Raw genomic sequence first — 18736 nt, forward strand, 5'->3', positions numbered from 1 at the left:
ATTCGGTTTACTCTGTCCGCAGTCGGTCAGGCGAGCTTCTCCAGGCGGTCCGCGGCCTCGGCCGCGCCCCCGGCGGAGGTGAAGGTCGCGCTCGCGGCCTCGGCCGCGGCGCGATGCGGGCCGTCGGCCAGGACGGCCGCGAGGGCGGTGCGCAACTCGCCCGGACGGACGTCTTCGAAGCCGACCGCGATCCCCGCGCCGGCGGCTTCCACCCGGCGTGCGATGACCGGCTGGTCGCCCCGGACCGGGGCCACCACCAGCGGAAGGCCGTGGGAGAGGGACTCGCAGACCGCGGCGTGGCCGCCGTGGCAGACGACGGCCGAGAGCCGTTCGAGGAGCTTGTGCCTCGGGACCCGCTCCCGGACGAGGACGTTCGGCGGCAAGTCGGCGACAGCGTCCGCGGGCGCCACGAAGACCGCCTGGACGTCCATGCCGCGGACGGCCTCGGCGGCGGCCCGCAGGAACCGCGCGGCGGACGGCCCGGCGATCCGGCCCAGCGAGACGAGGACGGCGGCCCGGCCGTCCAGCCGGTCCCACGGGAACGCGCACGGGACGGGACGGGCCGCCACGGGCCCGACGAACGCGAAATGATCCGGGAAGAGGGAGGTGTCCCCGACCAGCGCCGAGGTCGCGAAGATCAGCGTGAGGTGGTCGGAGAAGCGCAGGTCGAGCAGGTCGTCGATGCCGTGGTCGAGCTGGAAGCCGCCGATCAGGTCGCGGATCTGCGCCTCGGCCTCCGGCATGCCCGCGAGCGGGCGGGTGAACTCGGCGGGCGACACGGCGGCGGTGGCCCAGGGGATCTCCCGGCGCCGGGCCGCGACCGGCGCGGCGAGGACGAGCTGGTCGGAGACCACCGCGTCCGGGCGGAACCGGTCGATGGCCTGCTCGACGCCCGGCATCATCGCGTGGCCGAGCGGGACGAGGAAGTCCGCCCACAGGAGGCGGAGCGCGTCGAGGCCGCGCAACTCCAGCCAGCGGTCCCGCATCGCCGTGCAGTCGTCGCCCGCGGCGGTGAAGATGCGGGAGCCGGGCCGCAGGAGCGGTTCCAGGGACGGCCGGTGGCCCGTCCAGGCGATCTTGTGTCCGCGCCGGGCGAGTTCGGCGGCGACCGCGGCCACCGGGGCGACGTGGCCGCTGAGCGGCGGGACCGCGAACAGGAAGCGGCGCTCCGGTGCGCGCGCCCGCCTGATTCCCGGGTCGCCGAGCAGGGACGGTACCTGGACGCGGCGGACGTTCGCTCGGCGCTGGGTCATACTCGGCTTTCCTCCATGTCCGTTCCGCCGGACGCGGTCGTCCAGGCGACGACGTGTCCGTCGAGTTCGCGTGTCTGCACCGTGGTGACCGTGCCGTTGGCGGCGATGAGGAGCCGTTCGGCGTCCGCGACGGTCACGACCAGTTCGGGACGCTCCGCGCTCGTGTTCATCGCGCTCGGCTTCATCGACTGGAGCACCGCCTGCTTGGCCGCACGGACCCTGGCGTTGTGCTCGTTGACGGCGAGCCCGATTCCGGCGGTGTCGCGGCCGGGTCGCACCAGCGCCACGCCCAGTTCGGCGTCCGAGGCGATCGAGACGGTCAAGGGCTCGTCGAAGGGGCCGGTTACGGTCGGCCCGTCTTGGACGGCGAGTTCGGCGGGGAACAGGGGCCCATGGCCGTTGCGCCATAGGTGGTCTCTGACGGCGTCCTTGGCGGCGATCCGTCCGAGCAGCCACGGCCCCTGCGCGACCGGCGGGAGCGCGTCGTACTCGGCGCGCTCCCGGGCGCAGAGGTACTGGCGCATCAGCAGGTCACGGGACGCGGTGCCGTCCCAGCGCTTGCGGGCCAGGGTCCAACCGCCCGGTTGAGGCTCCCCCGTTCCCGACACCTCGGGAGTGAACTTCATCCGCCAGAGGGCTTCGTCCGTGTAGAAGCGGTGCGTCGTCCATCCGTCGATGCGTCCCCATACCGTCCCGTTCTCGCGGACGATCTCCGCCGAGCAGCGCATGGTCGTGTCCGTCAGCGACTGGTTCCAGATGGTCGTCTCAAGGCGCTCCCCGGCGGACGGCAAGGGCCCGTACAGCAGGATCCGTTCGATCCCCACCGGGAACACGGTCTGGTTGGTGTCGCCGTACACCTGGATCCAGTGCGTGCAGAGCTGCCCGGCGCTGTCAAGGAGCGCGCCCGGCGCGGGCAGCGAGGTCAGGACGGCGCGTACCCCGTCCTCGGCCAGGGCCGTGATCTCGCTGATGCCGCGGAAGAGCGGGCCTTGGAACATCCAGCGTTCCTCGTACAGCCGCTCAGCGGTGACTATGGGCGGCCCCTCGATCGTGAGCGGCGTGCGGTCCAGGGCGGGCGGCATGGGGTAGCGCTCGGCGAGCAGGACCGTCCCGTCCACGTGGTCTGGGATGACGACCTTCACCCTGCGCGGCAGGTCGCCGTCGTCGGCGAGGTAGGCGCGGATGTCGACGGTCGTCGGCGGGCTGGCGACGACCCACCGGACGGCGCGGACGTTCTCGAATCCGACGACGACCATGTCGGGCAGCAGTTCGCGCGCGGTTTCGGCCATCACCTCGACCAGCGTGGCCAGCGGGACGATCGGAAACCTGTCCGACATGTCAGGCCAGCCGGGGGCCTGCGGGACCAGGCAGTGGTCGGCCAGATGGGGCATCGCCTCGACGGAGAAGACCCGGGGCACGCTCAGCTCGGCCGTCACCGGGGGCGCCTCGCCCGCCGCGGCCGGCGCCGGCCCGCCACCGAGCGCCTCCAGGACGGACTGCGCTCCGGTCGTCGCGTCGTTGAGCAGCGCCTCCAGCTCCGCCAGGACGGGATCGTCGGCCGGAAGGGACGGGACGCCGGGCATGAGGTGGATCGGCTCCACGGCCCCGTCCAGCCTGACCAGCGGCGTGCCGAGGTCGAGGCGCATGCCGGTGGCGGGCGGGGGCGGCGTGGACGCGCCGTAGCCCTCGGCCCACAGCGCGGCGACGACCCGGCGCAGCTGCGCCATCCCGTCGCGTTTCGGCACGTTGACGGCCATCGCGAGGTGCTCGCGGTCGCCGAGCCGGTCGGCGACGAACTCGGTCAGGCCGCCGGGCCCGATCTGGACGAACGCCCGCACGTGCGCCGCGCCGTACAGTTCCTCGATCAGTTCGCTGAACCGGACGGGTTCGAACAGGTGCCGGACGGCGAGGTCGCGCACCGCCTCGGCCCCGCGCGGGAACGGCGCCGCCGTCGACGCCGACCACAGCGGTACGCGGGGCTCGCGAACGTCCAGGCCCTCGAACGAGTGCCGCACCTGCTTCTCGAACGCCTCGGCGAGCGGCGTGTGGAGACCCGTCCGGAACGGCAGCTCCTGGCCGAGCACGCCTTCGGACGCGAGCCGCCCGAGGATCTCGCGAACCGCGTCCGCCCGGCCGCAGATCACCGACTGATGCGGGCAGTTGTCATGGCTCACGAAGACCCCGGAGTCCCCGGCGACGGCCTCCCGCGCCCGCGCCGCGCCGCAGCCGAGCGCCCCGTACAGGACATCGGGGACGTCCAGCGCGGCCCCGTCGAGGTCCCGGATGAGGGCGCCGGCGTCGCACACCCCCGCGGCGGCCATGGCCGTCCATTCGCCGAGGCTGTGGCCGGCCATGACGTCGGCCTCGACGCCCAGTTCGGCGAGCGCGGCGGCCAGCAGGCACCCGACGCCCATGACGTCGGCCGCGTGGCCGAGCAGGTCGGTGCGGCCGGTGAGACCGGGACAGCGCATGCCGAAGTGCTCCGCGACGTCGTCCACGCGCGGGTCGAAGGCGGGCTCGAAGCCGGGGAACAGGAACGCCAGCCGTCCGCCGTCCGCGAGAAGCGGCCGCGGTGAGAACCACACGTCGCTCCGGCCGCGCCATGCGGTCCCGCGCTGGACGACGGCCCGCGCCAGGTCGAGCCTGCGCGGCGTGGGGCCGACTATCGCGAGACGGTACGGAAGGTCGGGAACGTCCTCGCAGACTTGCGCCAAAAGCTTCTCGTCGGGGGCGGCCAGGGCCTCCACCAGCTCATCGGCCGTGCGCGCTGCGAGCCGCAGCACCGCCTCGTCGGACTGCGGCGTGTCGAGCCTGCGCCGCCGTGCCCGCCGGACGGCCGACTGCGGCGGCTCCTGCAGGACGAGATGCGCGTTGGCGCCGCCGAACCCGAACGCGTTGACCGCGGCCCGGCGCGGCCCGCCGTGCCGCTCCCATTCGGCGGCCTCCCGGACGAGCCGCAGCCTGCCGCCCTCCAGCGCCGGATGCGGGTCGTCCACGTGCAGCGTCGGCGGCAGGACCCCGTCGCGCAGCGCGAACGCGGCCTTGATCAGCCCGGCCATCCCGGCGGCGGGCATCGCGTGCCCGATCATCGACTTGACGGTGCCGAGCCCGACCGGCGGGCCGCCGGCGCCGAGGACGCGGCGCAGCGTCGCCAGCTCCGCCTCGTCCCCCGCCGGGGTGCCGGTGCCGTGCGCCTCGACGAGCCCGACCGCGCCGGGCGCCGCCGGGTCGAGGCCCGCGTCCCGCCAGGCGCGCTGGACCGCGAGGACCTGCCCGTCCACCAGCGGGCTCATGATGCTCGTGGCGCGGCCGTCGCTGGAGGACCCCGCGCCGAGGATGAGGGCATGGATCCGGTCGCCGGCCCGCTCGGCGTCCGACAGCCGCTTGAGCAGGACCATCCCGGTGCCCTCGGCGAGGAGCGTCCCGTCGGCGCCCCGGTCGAACGGGCGGATCGTCTCGCTGGGGCTGAGGGCGCGCAGCTGGCTGAACACGCTCCACAGCGTGGCGTGGTGCACGTGGTGGACGGCCCCCGCCAGCATCGCGTCGGCCTGCCCGGCGCGCAGCGCGCGCACGGCGTGCTCGACCGCCAGCAGCGCCGACGCGCACGCCGCGTCCAGCGTGTAGGCGGGGCCGTGCAGGTCGAACGCGCCGGCGATGCGGGACGCGGCGAGGTTCGGCACCAGCCCGATCGGCGCGTCGGCGCCGTCCGGGCCGAGCCGCTCGCAGAACGCGCGGCGGATCTCCTCCAGCCGCCCCTTCCGAAGTTCCGGCACCAGCTCGGCGAGGATCCCGGTGACCTGGTGGGACGTCCTGACCCGCTGGTCGTAGCGGGCCACGCCGGGGGTGATGTAGCCGCCGCGGCCGATGACGACGCCGATCCGGGACCGGGCGGGCAGCCGCTCGTCGCCGCCCGCGTCCGCGATCGCGTCCCCGGCGGTGCGCAGCGCGAGGAGCTGGTCGGGCTCCATGCCCGGCACCGCCGCCGGCAGGATGCCGAACCGCGCCGGGTCGAACGTCGCCAGCTCGTCGACGAACCCGCCGCGCCGGCAGTAGAACCGGTCGCTCTCCGGGGCGCGCCCGTAGGCGTCGGGGTCGTAGTAGAGCGCGGGGTCCCAGCGTCCGGGCGGCACCTCGGTGATCGCGTCGAACCCGGCGAGGACGTTGCGCCACAGCTCGGCCGCCGACCCCGCGCCGGGGAACACCGCCCCGGCGCCGACGATCGCGATCGGCTCGCGGATGTCGCTCATCAGACCTCTCCGGTCAGTACGACGTGCGTCTCGTCCCCGTGTGCGATCTCCCGCAGCAGCGCCGCCGCGCCGGCGTTCGGGTCGATCAGCGCGGCGCCGTCTCCGGGCGGCTCCGTGCCGCCGCCCGCCCACGGGCCGAGGCCGGCGACGAGCACCCGTCCCCTCAGCCGCCTGCGCCACACGTGCGCGAGCGTGCCGCACGCGTCGTCCGCCGCCGCGTCGCCGGCCCGGCCTCGTTCGCCGTCCACACCGGCGAGGCCACAGAGGACGGCAAAGAACCCGAGGTCCGGCCGGACCGCCTGGGCGAGCGCGGACGCGACGTCCACCTTCGCGCGATACGCCTCTTCGGGGCTGGATTGGTGCTCTTCAAGCCCGGCGCCGTGGATCACGCCGTCAAGGCGCCGGTGGGTCTGGTAGGCGCTCTCGACGACGCTCCGGACTGTCTGCGGGTCCCGCGCGTCCCCGGCGTGATACCGGACGCCCGCCGCATGCTCCCGCAGTGCCCCGAGGTCGGGTTCCGGTGCGCGGCCCATGAGCTCGATGTGGCAGCCGCTCGTCCGGACCAGCTCCAGGGCCGCCCGCGCGGTGACCCGGTGCTCGGCGCCGGTGAGCAGGACGACCCCGTCCCGTCCGAGGTCCAGGGTGCCTCCGCCGGGCGGCTCGGCCGGCAGCAGCTCGAGCCCGTGCCGCAGGCCGCCCTCGTGCCCCACCACGACCGGCGCGCCGGCGGCCGTCAGCTCGGCCATGATCCGCCGGGCGATCGCCCGCGGGGTGTCCTCGGTGTCCATGTCCAGCGCCCGCACCAGCGCCTCGGGGTACTCCTTCGCGACCGTCCGGGCCAGGCCGCGCAGGCCCGCCCCCGGCGCAGGGTCGCCGACGGCTCCGCCGCGGAACCGGCTTCCGAACGTCCCTCCGGAGCCGCCTGCGAGGACGAGCCAGCGCAGCCCGCCGTCCAGGGCCCGCCGGATCCCCGCGAACGCCTGGGGCAGCACGCCCGCCGCCCCCGGCCGGAGCGCCGCCAGGTGGACGAGCCCGTCGCAGGGGCCATCGACGTCCGGCGGTGTCCGTACCCGCGCGCCGTGGCGTTCGAGCAGGTCGCCCAGTTCCGACGCGATGCCGCATCCGTCGTCCACGAGGACGAACCGCCGTCCGGTGAAGGTCGTCCCCGCCTCCGGCGGCGTCGGCAGCGGATCGAGATCCACGACCCGTGGCACCCGCCGCATCACCGTTCGAGTGATCCGGGCCTCGGGACGCGGCCACACCTGCGTGTCGGCCCCACGCATCCGCGGCACGGGGCTCGCCTGCGGTTCGTCCGGCGCGGCCGGGGGCGCGGAGCCTCCGGACATGGGCGACGCGGGGCCTCCGGAAAGGGCCGCGGTCCGCACGTGGGCGCTGGGCCGGGCCTGCGGCGGGACGCTGGGACGCGCCGGCTCCCCGGGCGGGACCGGGCGGGCCGCCGGAACGGCCACCGGGTCGGGCACCCGGTCCGCCACCGGATCGGGCAGCCGGTCGGGTGCCGCGAGATGCCGGAGGACGACCTCGCGCTGTGCCGCGATGATCTCCCGGCTCGTGCGCAGGTACTCCAGCACGGCGGCCTCGGCCGGCTGGACGTCCGGGCGACCACCGCCGGCTGCGCGGACGCGGTGGCCGTTGACCAGGATGTCCGGTTCGCTGGGAGGCCCGGTGAGCGGATCGGCGCCGCGTCCGGCGAAGAGCGGCAGCGGATCGACCGCGACGCCGGCGGCGGCCAGCTCGGCGAGCGTCCCCAACAGCGCGACGAGGCCGTTCTCTCCGGGCACGTCGCAACTCACGGCGGTGTGCGGCCGGTCACCGAGAACCGCGCCAGCGAGTTCGGTCAGGACGCGTCCGGGGCCCGTCTCCACGAAGATACGGGCGCCCGCGCCATACATCGCCTCGATCTGCTCGGCGAGACGGACGGGCGCGGCCGGCGCCGCGGCCAGGTCGGACGGGTCGGTCTCGTACGGGCGGGCCGTCGTGTTCGCCCAGACCGGGAACGCCGGCGAGCGGAGGTCGCGGCCGAGCAGGTCGGCCCGCGCCGGGGACGCGCCGGCGCACGCGGCGCCGACCTCGATCATGTCGGTGTCGTCGATGACGCCGGCGGCGCAGAGCGCGGCGAGTTCCCCGTGGCCGTGGCCCGCGGCGAGGTCCGGATGGACGCCGACGGCGGTCAGCAGGCGGTGGACGGCCAGCCCGGCGACACCGGCGTACCGCCCGCCGGCGAGGCGGAGAAGGCGCTGGAGCCGGGGGAAGGCGACGAAGAGATCGGCGAGCGCGTCCGGCCGTGCCTCCTCGTCCGCGAGCTCTCCGGAACCGGGGAAGAGGAAGGCGACCTGGCCCGGCTCGCCCGCGGCGACGAAGATCCCCGGCGCCGGACGGAACCGCGCGGCGAGCGCGAGCTTCGCACGCAGGTCGTCCAGGCCCGACGCCGCGAACGCGACCTGCACCGGCCCTTCGAGGGAGGCGGCGGTCCGGGCCAGGTCGCGCAGCCGGGGCTCCGCCTCGACCAGGCGCGACAGCCGGTCGATCGCGGCGCGGGCGGCAGCGCGGTCGCCCGCCCTGATCAGGAAAAGCTCGGCGGGCCACTCGGCGAGCCCCGACACCGGCTCGGGAGCGCCCGGATAGCCGGACAGGACGGCGTGGAAGTTCGTGCCGCCTCCCCCGGGCTCGCTCACCCCGGCGCACCGCTCGCCGGGAGGGACGGCCCACGGGCGTGCGCCGCCGTAGGCTCGGACACCCGAATGCAGCGCATGAGCGGTCTTGATGAGCCCGGCGAGACCGGCCGCGCATCCGGCGCGCCCGTCCGCCTCGACCAGGCCGTCGGACGACGGCGCGAGACCGGCTCGTTCCCGCGCACGCTCCAGAGCTAGCCGGCCGCCGGCTCCCGCGACCGACTTGACGACCGCGTAGATCCGGTCGCCGTCGCGTTCGGCGTCCGCGAGGCGCTTGAGGACGACGCACGCGACACCGCCGCTCGGATCGGCGCCCCCGCAGAGCGCCATGGTGCCGGAGCCCGTGACGAGGTCCATGCAGGCGATGTCGAGGGCTGCGAGCGAGGTCGCGCCCACCGTGCAGGCGGTGCCGCCGAGGCCGAGCCGATCGGCGACGGCACCCGCGAGGACGCCGTGGACGCTGCGGCAGGTGCCGCTCAAGGCGAAGATCATTGAGGTCCGGGACCGGTCGAAGGGACGGTCGGCGTAGCCGGCGTCCCGCAGCGCACGGGCGGCGATCTCCAGCGAGAGGAGCTGGAGCGGATCGGCGCCGTCGAGCGCGTCGGGCGAGAACCCGTAGGCGTGCGCGCCGAAGGGGATGTCGGGGAGGGAACCGCCCTCGGCGATCGAATCGGCGCCGCCCACGATACCGGCCCAGTAGGCGTCGGCGTCGCGGGCGCCCGGGAAGACGCAGTCCATTCCGATGATCGCGATGTCGGCCGGGCGCGTAGCCGGGCGCGGCGGCATGGCGGCCTCGCGCGGCGTGCCGACGCCCAGTCCGGCGGCGCGCGCCGCGAGGAAGGCGGTCGCTCCGGAGGTGACCTGCTCGTGCAGGGCCGCGACCCCGGTCGTGGCCGAGCGCAGCGCCGCCACCTGGCCCATCGCGTACAGGCCCTCGGCGCGCTGCCGGGCGGCGTCCACCGGTGCGTCGAGGCGCAGGCCCCGGCTCGCGAGGCGCAGCCGTCCCAGGTTCAGCTTCTCCAGGCGGCGACGCACCTCCCCCTCCGGCGTCCCGGCCTGCTCCAGTTCGCGGCGGGTCTCCTCGAACGTCCCGGCGTACGGGGTGCGGGCGCAGCGGGTCGCCTGGCCGGGGCCCGTCTCCAGCAACGCGGTCCCGTCGCAGGCGAGCGCCTCTCGCTGGTAGCCGGGCAGGATCGCGCCCGTCGCGACGGCCTCGGACGTGAACAGGTACGCCGTGCCCATCAGGACGCGGATGTCGGCACCGCGCGCGGCCAGCGGCCCGGCCAGCGCCGCGACCATCGCGGCGGACCGCTCGTCGTGCACACCGCCCGCGAACATCACCGACAACTCGCTCGCATCGCGGCCGTCGCCGTCGCCACCGTCGCCGCCGTCGAAGAACGCGATCAGCCGTTCGACCTGCGCGTCCCAGAGCGGGAAACTCGCCCGCGGCCCGATCCGGCCGCCGCACTCGCTCCCCACGAAGACGAACCTCCGCGCGCCCTCGTCGAGGAACCGTCCGAGCGTTTCGGGGCACGGGACGTCCAGGTACGCGCGGGTTCCGGCGGCATCGAGCGGCGCGGCCTCCGCCGGGCTCCCCCCGGCGATGATCGCGCACGGGGGCCGGGCGTCCCGGACGGCGGCGAGCTGCTCCGCGCGGAGCTCCGGCGGCGCGGTCCCGAGCATGCCCGCGCCCCAGGGTCGGTCGCCGAGCCGGTCGGCGGTCTCCCGCAGCAGCGCCCGCACCCGCCCGCCGTCCAGCAGGCCGAGCGCGAGGAACGGCAGGCCGCCGTCCTGCGCGACCGCGCCCGCGAACGCCGACCCGTCGCTGATCTGCGCCATCGGCCCCTGCACGGCGGCCGGATCGGCGCGCGGCGCCAGCGGCTCGGCCAGGACGGCGGCCCGGATGTGCGACACGATCTCCTCGCGGACGGCCTGGACCACTCCCCCGGCCGTCTTGTACCGGCCCGCGAGCAGCGCACCCGGCGGGCCGGGCCGCGCCGGGTCGAGCCCGCTCGTCTCCATCTCCCGGACGTGCGCGAGCTGCCCGTCCAGGACCACCCCTGCCGCGCCCCCGGCGACCGCCGCCGCGGCGGTGTGCGGGCCGAGGCCACCGGCCGCGTACACCGGAACGTCGGCCTCGGCCAGCAGACGCTGGAGCAGCATGAAGGTGGTGAGATCACCGGCATGTCCGCCGGCTTCGCGCCCCCGGGCGATGATCCCCACCTCGCCGGTCAGGCCGAGCCCGACCCGGACGGCGGCGGTGGCCCGCGCCGGGTCCGCGACCTCGATCAGCAGGCGGCGCCCGCGGGCGAACCCGGCGATGTCGAGCCAGTCGTCCGACAGCAGTGCGGGTGCGGCCACCACGACGGTGCCGGCGGCGGACGGGATCTCCGCCGGGCGGACCCCGCAACCGGGCTGGACGCGGACGCCGAACGGGCCCGTCCACCAGCGGCGCACGTCCGCGAGCGCGGCGAGGGCCGGCGACCGGTCGGCGCCGAGGTCGAGGACACCCGTCCCGCCCGCGCGCGCGACGGCCACGGCGAGATGGGGCACGGGACGGCCGGACGGCGCGACCCCGATGATCTCCACCGGAGCCGGCTCCCATCGGACCGTGCCGTGCTCGCCCGTGTCCGCCGTCATGCACTGCCCCCCGACGTCCCGTGCGGCAACAACGTTGCGCAACACTACGTTCGGCGACCCGCCGATTACCGAGACGACACACCAGCGGGCGTGTCGACGGCGCAACCGCAAAGGAGATTCGAACGTCCCTTGGCGTCCGGGAGACCTGCGGTGACCCGGGTCAGACGGTGGCGGCCGCGGCACGCTGCGCGCGGATCCCGTGCCGAACGATGCCCTCGTCGAGCCAACGGTCGAGGTGCCGCCACGTGGTCGCCCTGGCCTCGCGCCCGGTCAGCACGCCGAGGTGGCCGCCGGACGCGACCTCGAACCGGACCTGCGGCGACCCGCCGAGCAGGCCGACCAGCGGCCGTACGGCGCGCACCGGCGCGAACACGTCGCCGCGGCCCGCGACGGCGAGCACGGGCACGCGGACGCGGCCGAGATCCACGGTGCGGCCGCCGATCAGCGCGCCGCCGCGCAGCAGCGCGCCACCGCCCGAAAGGGACCGGTAAATCCGCCGGGCGGCGTGCCCCGGATGGGCGATCGCCATGTGCCGGAAATGCTCCATCGCCTCGATCTGCGCGAGGAAATCGGCATTCTCTAGATGGGTCAGGATTTTGCACGGACGCAGGAGGTATCTGTCCATGCCGGCCGGGCGCGGGATCCGGTTCACCGGCGCCCACGCGCGGCGCGCCGCGCCCGCGTCCACCGGCGCGGCGATGGCCGCGACCGACGCGATCGGCAGGCCGGGATCGTCGGCGGCGGCGAGCAGCGCGAGGATCCCGCCGAGGCACCAGCCGACGAGCTGGACGGGCTGGCCGCCCGCGTCCCGGCTGACCGCCCGGATCGCGCCCGGCAGCACGTCCCCGACCCATCGCTGGACGCCCAGGTCAGGGTCGCCGTACCGGGCCGGGCCGTGATCGAGCAGGTAGCTGAGGCGCCCGGCGCGGACGACGTGCTCGGCGAGGCTGCATCCCCGCCGCAGGTCGTAGCAGCGCGCCGGCGCGTCCGGCGGCGGGACGAACAGCACCGGCGGCCCGGCCGGCACCACCCCCTCCGGCGGCCGGTAGCGGCACACCGACCGTCCCGGCGCGTCGTCGATCGTCTCCGCCGGCATCGGGCGCAGATCGGCGACATGACCCGACAGGGCCAGCCGGAGGACATTGGACGTCGCGTCTCGCAGGTCTCGCGGGGAAAGGATCATTTCGTCATCGTCCATCCGCAATCGACGACACCGGCGGAAGCGCATCGGCCAAAGGCGGCATCCGCCGTCCAGGCCATTAATACACCGGCCACCGACCCGGAGAACTCTCCCCGCTGTGAAGCCTGCGTGAATTCGGTTTGACAGCGCGGGCCGGAGGTGGCCTCGGGAGCGGCTCGCGCGGAGACGGCGACATGGCGCATAATGGCGGTCACGGTCCGTGGCGGCGGGAGGCGGCCCGGACCCCGTGCGGGCCGCCGACCGCCACGCCGCGAGCGTTCGTTCATCGACGGCCCATCGACGATCAGCGCCGACCGCGCCTGAACGGACCGTCCCCCCACGGGAACCCCCGGGAGGACGCCACCACCGCCGACAGCAGCACGACCACGGACGTCCCGCCGACCAGGTTGATCCCGGACGTCGCGAGCGCCGCGTCGAGCGGTCCGCGGATCGTCAGCGGCAGGACCGTCAGGAAGACGACGGCGATGGCGCCGATGCACGCGAACGCCCGGACGGGACGAGCCGCCGTCGCGAGCAGCAGATGCATCAGCGCGGTCGCCTGGATCGTCGCCGCCATCGCACAGAGCGCGTAGCTGGTCGCGGCCGGAGTCGCGGCGGCGTGCCCGCCCGCGAACACCGGCACCTCGATGCCGAACATCGTGCGCAGCGCCATCACCGCGGCGAACGCGAGCCCGCCGCCGACCAGCGAGGCGGAGACTCCCGTCCACCAGAGCGGGCGCAGCGGCGGCCCGGAGGCAGCCTCGATCTCCTTGTGCAGCGCGACGAAGTCCTCGTAGCGCTTCGGCGGCGCCTCCAGCGGGCGCCGGCGTGCCGTGGAGGGACACCGGAACGACCGTTCCCAGGGCCGTGGAGCGGGGCGGCCGACGTGCCTGCCGGGCAGGCCGCCGGGGTACCGCCCGGATGGCGAGTCGGGCATGTTCCCTCCCCCGGGTGCGAACGATGTTGTGCTACCCGACCCCGATGGGGGGAACTCGCCCAAGCTCGACAATTTGCAGATGTTTGGTCACGTCCCTCCGGAACCGAAACGACGATCCCCCGGGGAGAGCGTGCTCCCCGGGGGATCGTCGTCTCGTCCGGTCAGGCCCGCGCGGCCCGGCCGGAACCGATGGGTCCGGTCAGACCTGGCCGGCCTTCTCCAGCGCCTCGCAGCAGGTGCCGGTGATCAGCCGGGACACCACGTACGGGTCGACGTTGGCGTTCGGGCGGCGGTCCTCGATGTAGCCCTTCTTCTCCACCTCGACCTGCCACGGGATCCGCACGGACGCGCCGCGGTTCGACACGCCGTAGCTGAACTCGCTCCACGGGGCCGTCTCGTGCATGCCGGTCAGCCGCCGCTCGATGTCGGCGCCGTACCCGGCCACGTGCTCCTGGGCCTTCTCGGCGAGCGCCTCGCACGCCGTGATGATCGCGTCGTAGCCCTCGCGCATGGCCTTGGTCGAGAAGTTGGTGTGCGCGCCGGCGCCGTTCCAGTCGCCCTCGACCGGCTTGGGGTCGAGGGTCGCGGACACGTCGTAGTCCTCGGCGATGCGGTACAGCAGCCACCGCGCGACCCACATGTGGTCGCCGACCTCGACGGGGCCCGCCGGGCCGATCTGGAACTCCCACTGCCCGGGCATGACCTCGGCGTTGATGCCGGAGATCTTCAGCCCGGCGTCGAGGCACGCGTCCAGGTGGCGCTCGACGATCTCGCGTCCGAACACCTCGTCGGCGCCGACGCCGCAGTAGTAGAAGCCCTGCGGGGCCGGGTAACCGCGCTCGGGGAAGCCCAGCGGGCGGCCGTCCTTGAAGAACGTGTACTCCTGCTCGATCCCGTACCAGGAGTCCTGCGCCTCGTAGCGCTCGGCGACCGGGCGCAGCGTGGCGCGCGTGTTGGTCTCGTGGGGCGTCCCGTCCACGAGGTACACCTCGCACAGGACCAGCTTGTGGTCCCCGCCCCGGATCGGGTCGGGGCAGGAGAAGACAGGCTTCAGCACGCAGTCCGAGTGGTCGCCGGGCGCCTGGTTCGTGCTGGACCCGTCGAACCCCCAGTCCGGCAGCTCGGCGCCGTCGGCGAGGATCCGCGTCTTCGACCGCAGCCGCGCGGTCGGCTCGGTGCCGTCGATCCAGATGTACTCGGCCTTGTAGCTCAACGTCGGTCCCTTCGTGTCCGCCTGGCCTCATGGGTTTCGGCCCTACAGAACGTGCCAACCTGGCATTTCACATCTGTTGCCCCTTTGTGAACGCCATGTAACACGCCACCCTGACCTGCCGAGACCTTCGTCACACAAGCCCGCCCCGGACGCCCCGGCGGACCGCCGGGCAGGACGGACGACGCGCGAGCGGGCCAGGACGTTTACCGGAAACGAAAGATTGGCGCAAACCGGCCATTCTCGGCACCCCTTTCACCCTGCGACCAGGGACGAAAATAAATGATCACCCGCGCCGCAAAAATGAGCGTGTACCGGCAAATGACCCGGGTAAGGCAGAAACCCTCTCAGCATCGGACGTGATACTGAAAAGGAGGAATGCGTCCATGAAAAGGATTTTCTTCAGCCTATCTGCGCTCTTGGTCGCGGTACTGACCGCGCTCGCGTTCACCGTCGTTCCGGCCTCGGCCGAGCAGGCCGCCCCGTCCCCGCTCGACAGCGTCCCGGTCGCCGGGACCGCGGCGGACGGGTCGACCTTCACCGGCACGGTCGTGCCCACCACCTTCACCTCGCAGGGGCGGCAACTGCTGCTCAACGGCACGCTCAACGGGACGATGCGTGACGCGTCCGGCGCCACCACCGGCACCGTGGCCGACGCACCCGTCTCGCTCCCGATCGCCCTGCCCACCGGCACCTGCCCGATCCTGCACCTCACCCTCGGCCCGCTGGACCTCAACCTGCTCGGCCTGGCGGTGCACCTGGACCGGGTGGTCCTGGACATCACCGCGATCTCCGGCCCGGGGAACCTCCTCGGCAACCTGCTGTGCGCCATCGCCGGCCTCCTCAACGGAACCGGCGACCTGGGCGCGCTGCCCGCCCTGATCGCCCAGCTGAACGCACTTCTCGGCCTGGGCCGATAACCACTCCCGGCACGATCTCACCCCGTCCGGTCCCGTTCCCGGAGTTTCCCGGGGACGGGACCGGACTGCGGTTGCCGTAAACCCCCCGATTGTTTACTCCGCTGGCACCGCCGGATTACGCCGCCCGTTCCAAGATGATCAGGGAATACCGTCCCGGCGCGTGCCGTGACGGATCCTGACCCAGCAACAGAACGGGGGAAAAGGGATGAGGCGGATTTTTGCGGCCTCGCTCGGCACGGGAGTCGTGCTGGCGGGGCTCGCCTCCGTGGCACCGGCGAGCCAGGCCGACGACCGGAAAGGGCATACGCACGTCGTCCGGCCCGGCCACTCGATCCAGGCGGCCGTCGACCGCGCCAGGCCCGGCGACACCATCCGGCTCGAGGAGGGCCACTACAAGGGGGGCGTCCTCGTCCGCAAGCGCCTCACCATCCGGGGCGAGGGCAACAAGACCATCCTCCGCCCGGGACGGCACGACCACTGCGCGAAGGCCGGGGCGCCCGGCATGGGAATCTGCGTGATCGGGCGGGCGAAGCACCCGGTCGAGGGCGTGACGATCCGGAACCTGACCGTGCAGGGGTTCAAGGGCAGCGGCGTCCACGGCATGTACACCGACCGCCTGACGGTGCTGGCCGTCCTCGCCAAGAAGAACGGCGAGTACGGGATCACGGAGTTCCGTTCCACCCGCGGCCGGTTCGTCTGGAACTGGACCATCGACAACGACGAGGACGCCGGCCTGTACGTCGGGGACACCGCCAACGCGCGCGGAACCGAGGTCGCCTGGAACCACTCGTCCGGCAACACCCTCGGCGTCCTCGTCCGGCACGCCCACCACGTCCAGGTCCACGACAACGAGATCACCGGCAACTGCGCCGGGGTCGCCCTCGTCGACGACGGCCAGAGGGGCGGGCAGGGCCACAACCAGGTCTGGAAGAACAAGATCTTCAAGAACAACCGGCGCTGCGCCGCGCACGGCGACGTTCCGGCGCTCGGCGGCACCGGGGTCCTGTTCTTCGGCGGGGAGCACAACACCGTCGAGAAGAACATCGTGAAGGAGAACCGGGGCAGGCTGCCGTACTCCGGCGGCATCGTCCTCTTCCCGGGCGTGGCCCCCAAGCACGGCTCCGCCCGTCCGGCACGGCACAACCTGATCAAAAACAACGTCGTCCGCCGCAACGCGCCGTTCGACCTGGTCGACAAGAGCGGCAGCAAGACCAACCGCTTCCGCGACAACAAGTGCCGCACCTCGAATCCGCGCGGCCTCTGCTGACCTGACCACGCCGGCACGAAGACCCCTTTCCCACGTCCGGGAACGGGGTCTTCCTGCCTTCCGGGGATCGGCCGGACGGCGATGAGTTCGGCGAACGGGCCTGGTCCACACGTAGAGATCGCAAGCCGTGAACCTCGGAGGAGCCATGACCGCCAAGGCACTACCGCCCGTCGTCGACGCAGAGACCTGGCAACGCGGTCTCGACGAGCTGCGCGCCCGGGAGAAGGCCGCGACCCGCGAACTCGACGCGATCGCCGCCCAGCGTCGCCGCATGCCGATGGTCGAGATGCCCGACTACACGCTGGAGGGCGAGAAGGGACCGGTCAGGCTGGCCGACATCTTCGACGGCAGGTCCCAGCTGATCGTCTACAACCACATGTGGTTTCCCGGTGAGACGTGGCAGTGCCCGGGCTGCACCGGGTTCACGTCGCAGTTCACGCGATTGGAGTTCCTGGAGGCCTACGACGCCGCGTTCGTCATCGTCACCCAGGGCCCCATCGAAGAGGCCCTCGCGTACAAACGACGCGTCGGGAACAAGATGACCTGGTACTCCACCGCGAACAGCCCGTTCGGCACCGACGTGGGCGCACCGCCTGGCGGCGGCTTCGCGGTCAACGTCTTCCTACGCGACGGCGACACCGTCTACCGCACCTGGCACACCAACGGCCGGGGCGTCGAGCAGCTCAGCCACACCTTCCCGCTGATCGATCTGCTGCCGTACGGGCGGCAGGAAGAGTGGCAGGACTCGCCCCAGGGCTGGCCGCAGTCACCCACCTACAGCAGGTGGCCCGCCTCCGAGAACATCGCCGCCCTCTACGGCCCAGACGCGTGACATGGCCTTCACCCGGGTGGGAGGTTCCGCAACGACGGTCTCCCCTCCGCGCGAGGCTTGTGTTGAACTGCACAAGAGGACCCGCAAGCGACGACAGGGTGGCCGCGATGCCTCTTGATGGCGAGTACGAGCCGAGTCCGGCGCAGTGGGTGCGCGAACAAGTCGAGCTGTACGAGAGTTCGGGCGGCACGCAGGGGACGACGCTCTGGGACACGGGCCTGCCCGTCGTCATTCTCACGACGCGCGGCGCGAAGAGCGGCAGGATCCGCAAGATCCCGCTGATGCGCGTGGAGCACGAGGGGCGATACGCGGCGGTGGCCTCGAAGGGCGGCTTCCCGCGTCACCCCGTCTGGTACTTCAACCTAAAGTCCGACCCGCACGTGGAACTCCAGGACGGCGCCACACGCCAGGACATGACGGCCCGTGAGATCACCGGGGACGAGAGGGCCGAGTGGTGGAAGCGCGCCGTCGCCGCGTATCCCCCGTACGCCGAATACCAGGAGAAGACCGACCGCATAATCCCTGTCTTCGTGCTCGAACCCGTGTAGATGACCCTGAACTCCCCACCGCACGGCACGATGGCCTCATGCTCGCCGCCAAGGCCGCCGTTGCCGGAGCCGTCGCGGGTGCGTTCATCCTCGCCGCTCTCTACCTCTTCGCACTGCCGCTATGCGCGATCAGCGACGAAGGCTGCCGACGGATAGATGGGCCCTGTCGGCGGGGCCTGTTGAAATGCGGGGATGAGCGAATCCCCTCAACTGGTCACGCAACTGCTCAAGGCAGTCGTCGCGTACACGTGGTTCTTCGAGACCTGCGATGAGTCGATCTTGGACGACGACACGGCGCTCAAGCAGCAGGAGTACGCCGGTTATCTCCTCAACCAGCTCTCCGAGACGGACGAGCAGCGGGTTGTCTACGGGCTAGCTTCCCAGGCGGGGATGAAACAGATCCGGCGTATCGAGAGTTCGTGGAGACGTTCACCTTCGCCATGGGCCTGGTGGAGTCCACTGAGGGCTGAGGCGGCGGGGCGCCCCGCACCTTATCCAGGCCAACTTGCAACATCCCTCAAACGCCGGGGCAACCCGGTTGGGCCGACCACGCAGGTGGGTGAGCATGGTGGGTATGGACGTTCCCAAGCTCGCCCCTGAGGATGTGGGCTCCCTACTTCGCGACCTCTGCATTCGCCTCGGGTTCTGCCTACCCCCGGAAGACCAGGCGGCGCTTTGCGCATCACCACCGGGAGACGTGGACTCGTTCACAGAGGCGGTCTTTCGAGCTGAGGGTCTGGACGCCTCACGTCACGGGGAGTTGTGGCGCCAGGTCCGGGAGACGGTGGCAAAGGCCTTCGAGGTGGGCGGCGGCGCGACCCCGTGACCGCCGTTCGCCGGCGGATGGAGGGAGGTGTCGCGATGCGCGGCCCGGCGCGGCCGTCCGGTGATCGGCGCCCACGACGCACGCTCGGGGCCGCCTGGCTCGGAGCCGCGCAGCGACCTGAGCGCCGCCGACCCTTGACCTCACTGCGGGGACGGTCACCGTCCGGCCAGTCCAAGTCGAGTTGGA

At 73.2% G+C, this 18736-nt stretch carries 11 protein-coding genes; 5 read left to right on the forward strand and 6 right to left on the reverse strand.

The features are described 5' to 3' along the window. Positions 1-26: 26 nt before the first annotated feature. The 6 genes from SM418_RS05350 to glnII form a co-directional block, all read right to left on the reverse strand. Positions 27-1253, reverse strand: coding sequence for a glycosyltransferase (locus SM418_RS05350; protein WP_371939438.1), 1227 nt, complete (start codon positions 1251-1253; stop codon positions 27-29). Continuing rightward, positions 1250-5500 (reverse strand): beta-ketoacyl synthase N-terminal-like domain-containing protein, encoded by a 4251-nt coding sequence (locus tag SM418_RS05355; protein WP_371939439.1) that lies wholly within the window; start codon positions 5498-5500, stop codon positions 1250-1252. Before SM418_RS05355 ends, SM418_RS05350 begins: the two co-directional genes overlap by 4 nt. Next, positions 5500-10830 carry a beta-ketoacyl synthase N-terminal-like domain-containing protein gene (locus SM418_RS05360; protein WP_371939440.1) on the reverse strand — a complete coding sequence of 1777 codons (5331 nt, stop codon included), beginning with the start codon at positions 10828-10830 and terminating at the stop codon, positions 5500-5502. The genes SM418_RS05355 and SM418_RS05360 overlap by 1 nt, the downstream gene beginning before the upstream one ends. Before the next feature lie 160 nt (positions 10831-10990). Then, a complete protein-coding gene (locus SM418_RS05365) occupies positions 10991-12013 on the reverse strand; it encodes a polyhydroxyalkanoate synthase family protein (RefSeq protein WP_371939441.1) in 1023 nt (340 codons plus the stop codon). Between the two features lie 301 nt (positions 12014-12314). Continuing rightward, entirely contained in the window at positions 12315-12947 is a 633-nt protein-coding gene (locus SM418_RS05370) for a hypothetical protein (protein ID WP_371939442.1), read from the reverse strand. Positions 12948-13146: 199 nt separating this feature from the next. After that, complete coding sequence (gene glnII / locus SM418_RS05375; protein ID WP_371939443.1) at positions 13147-14160, reverse strand: glutamine synthetase; 1014 nt, start codon at positions 14158-14160, stop codon at positions 13147-13149. Positions 14161-14543: 383 nt separating this feature from the next. On the opposite strand from glnII, the gene SM418_RS05380 reads away from it, so the two are divergent. From SM418_RS05380 to SM418_RS05400, 5 genes are all read left to right on the forward strand, one after another. Then, positions 14544-15077, forward strand: a complete 534-nt coding sequence (locus tag SM418_RS05380) for a hypothetical protein (protein WP_371939444.1) — start codon at positions 14544-14546, stop codon at positions 15075-15077. A 205-nt stretch (positions 15078-15282) separates the two neighbouring features. Continuing rightward, entirely contained in the window at positions 15283-16344 is a 1062-nt protein-coding gene (locus SM418_RS05385; RefSeq protein ID WP_371939445.1) for a right-handed parallel beta-helix repeat-containing protein, read from the forward strand. Between the two features lie 145 nt (positions 16345-16489). Next, complete coding sequence (locus SM418_RS05390; RefSeq protein WP_371939446.1) at positions 16490-17176, forward strand: DUF899 domain-containing protein; 687 nt, start codon at positions 16490-16492, stop codon at positions 17174-17176. 107 nt (positions 17177-17283) lie between these two features. Beyond that, positions 17284-17724 carry a nitroreductase family deazaflavin-dependent oxidoreductase gene (locus SM418_RS05395; RefSeq protein ID WP_371939447.1) on the forward strand — a complete coding sequence of 147 codons (441 nt, stop codon included), beginning with the start codon at positions 17284-17286 and terminating at the stop codon, positions 17722-17724. A gap of 192 nt (positions 17725-17916) precedes the next feature. Further along, positions 17917-18324: a hypothetical protein gene (locus SM418_RS05400; RefSeq protein WP_371939448.1), complete on the forward strand. Its 408-nt coding sequence runs from the start codon at positions 17917-17919 to the stop codon at positions 18322-18324. Positions 18325-18736 lie beyond the last annotated feature (412 nt).

The organism is Actinomadura chokoriensis (assembly GCF_041463665.1).
In the GTDB taxonomy this organism is placed as follows: Bacteria; Actinomycetota; Actinomycetes; order Streptosporangiales; family Streptosporangiaceae; genus Spirillospora; species Spirillospora chokoriensis_A.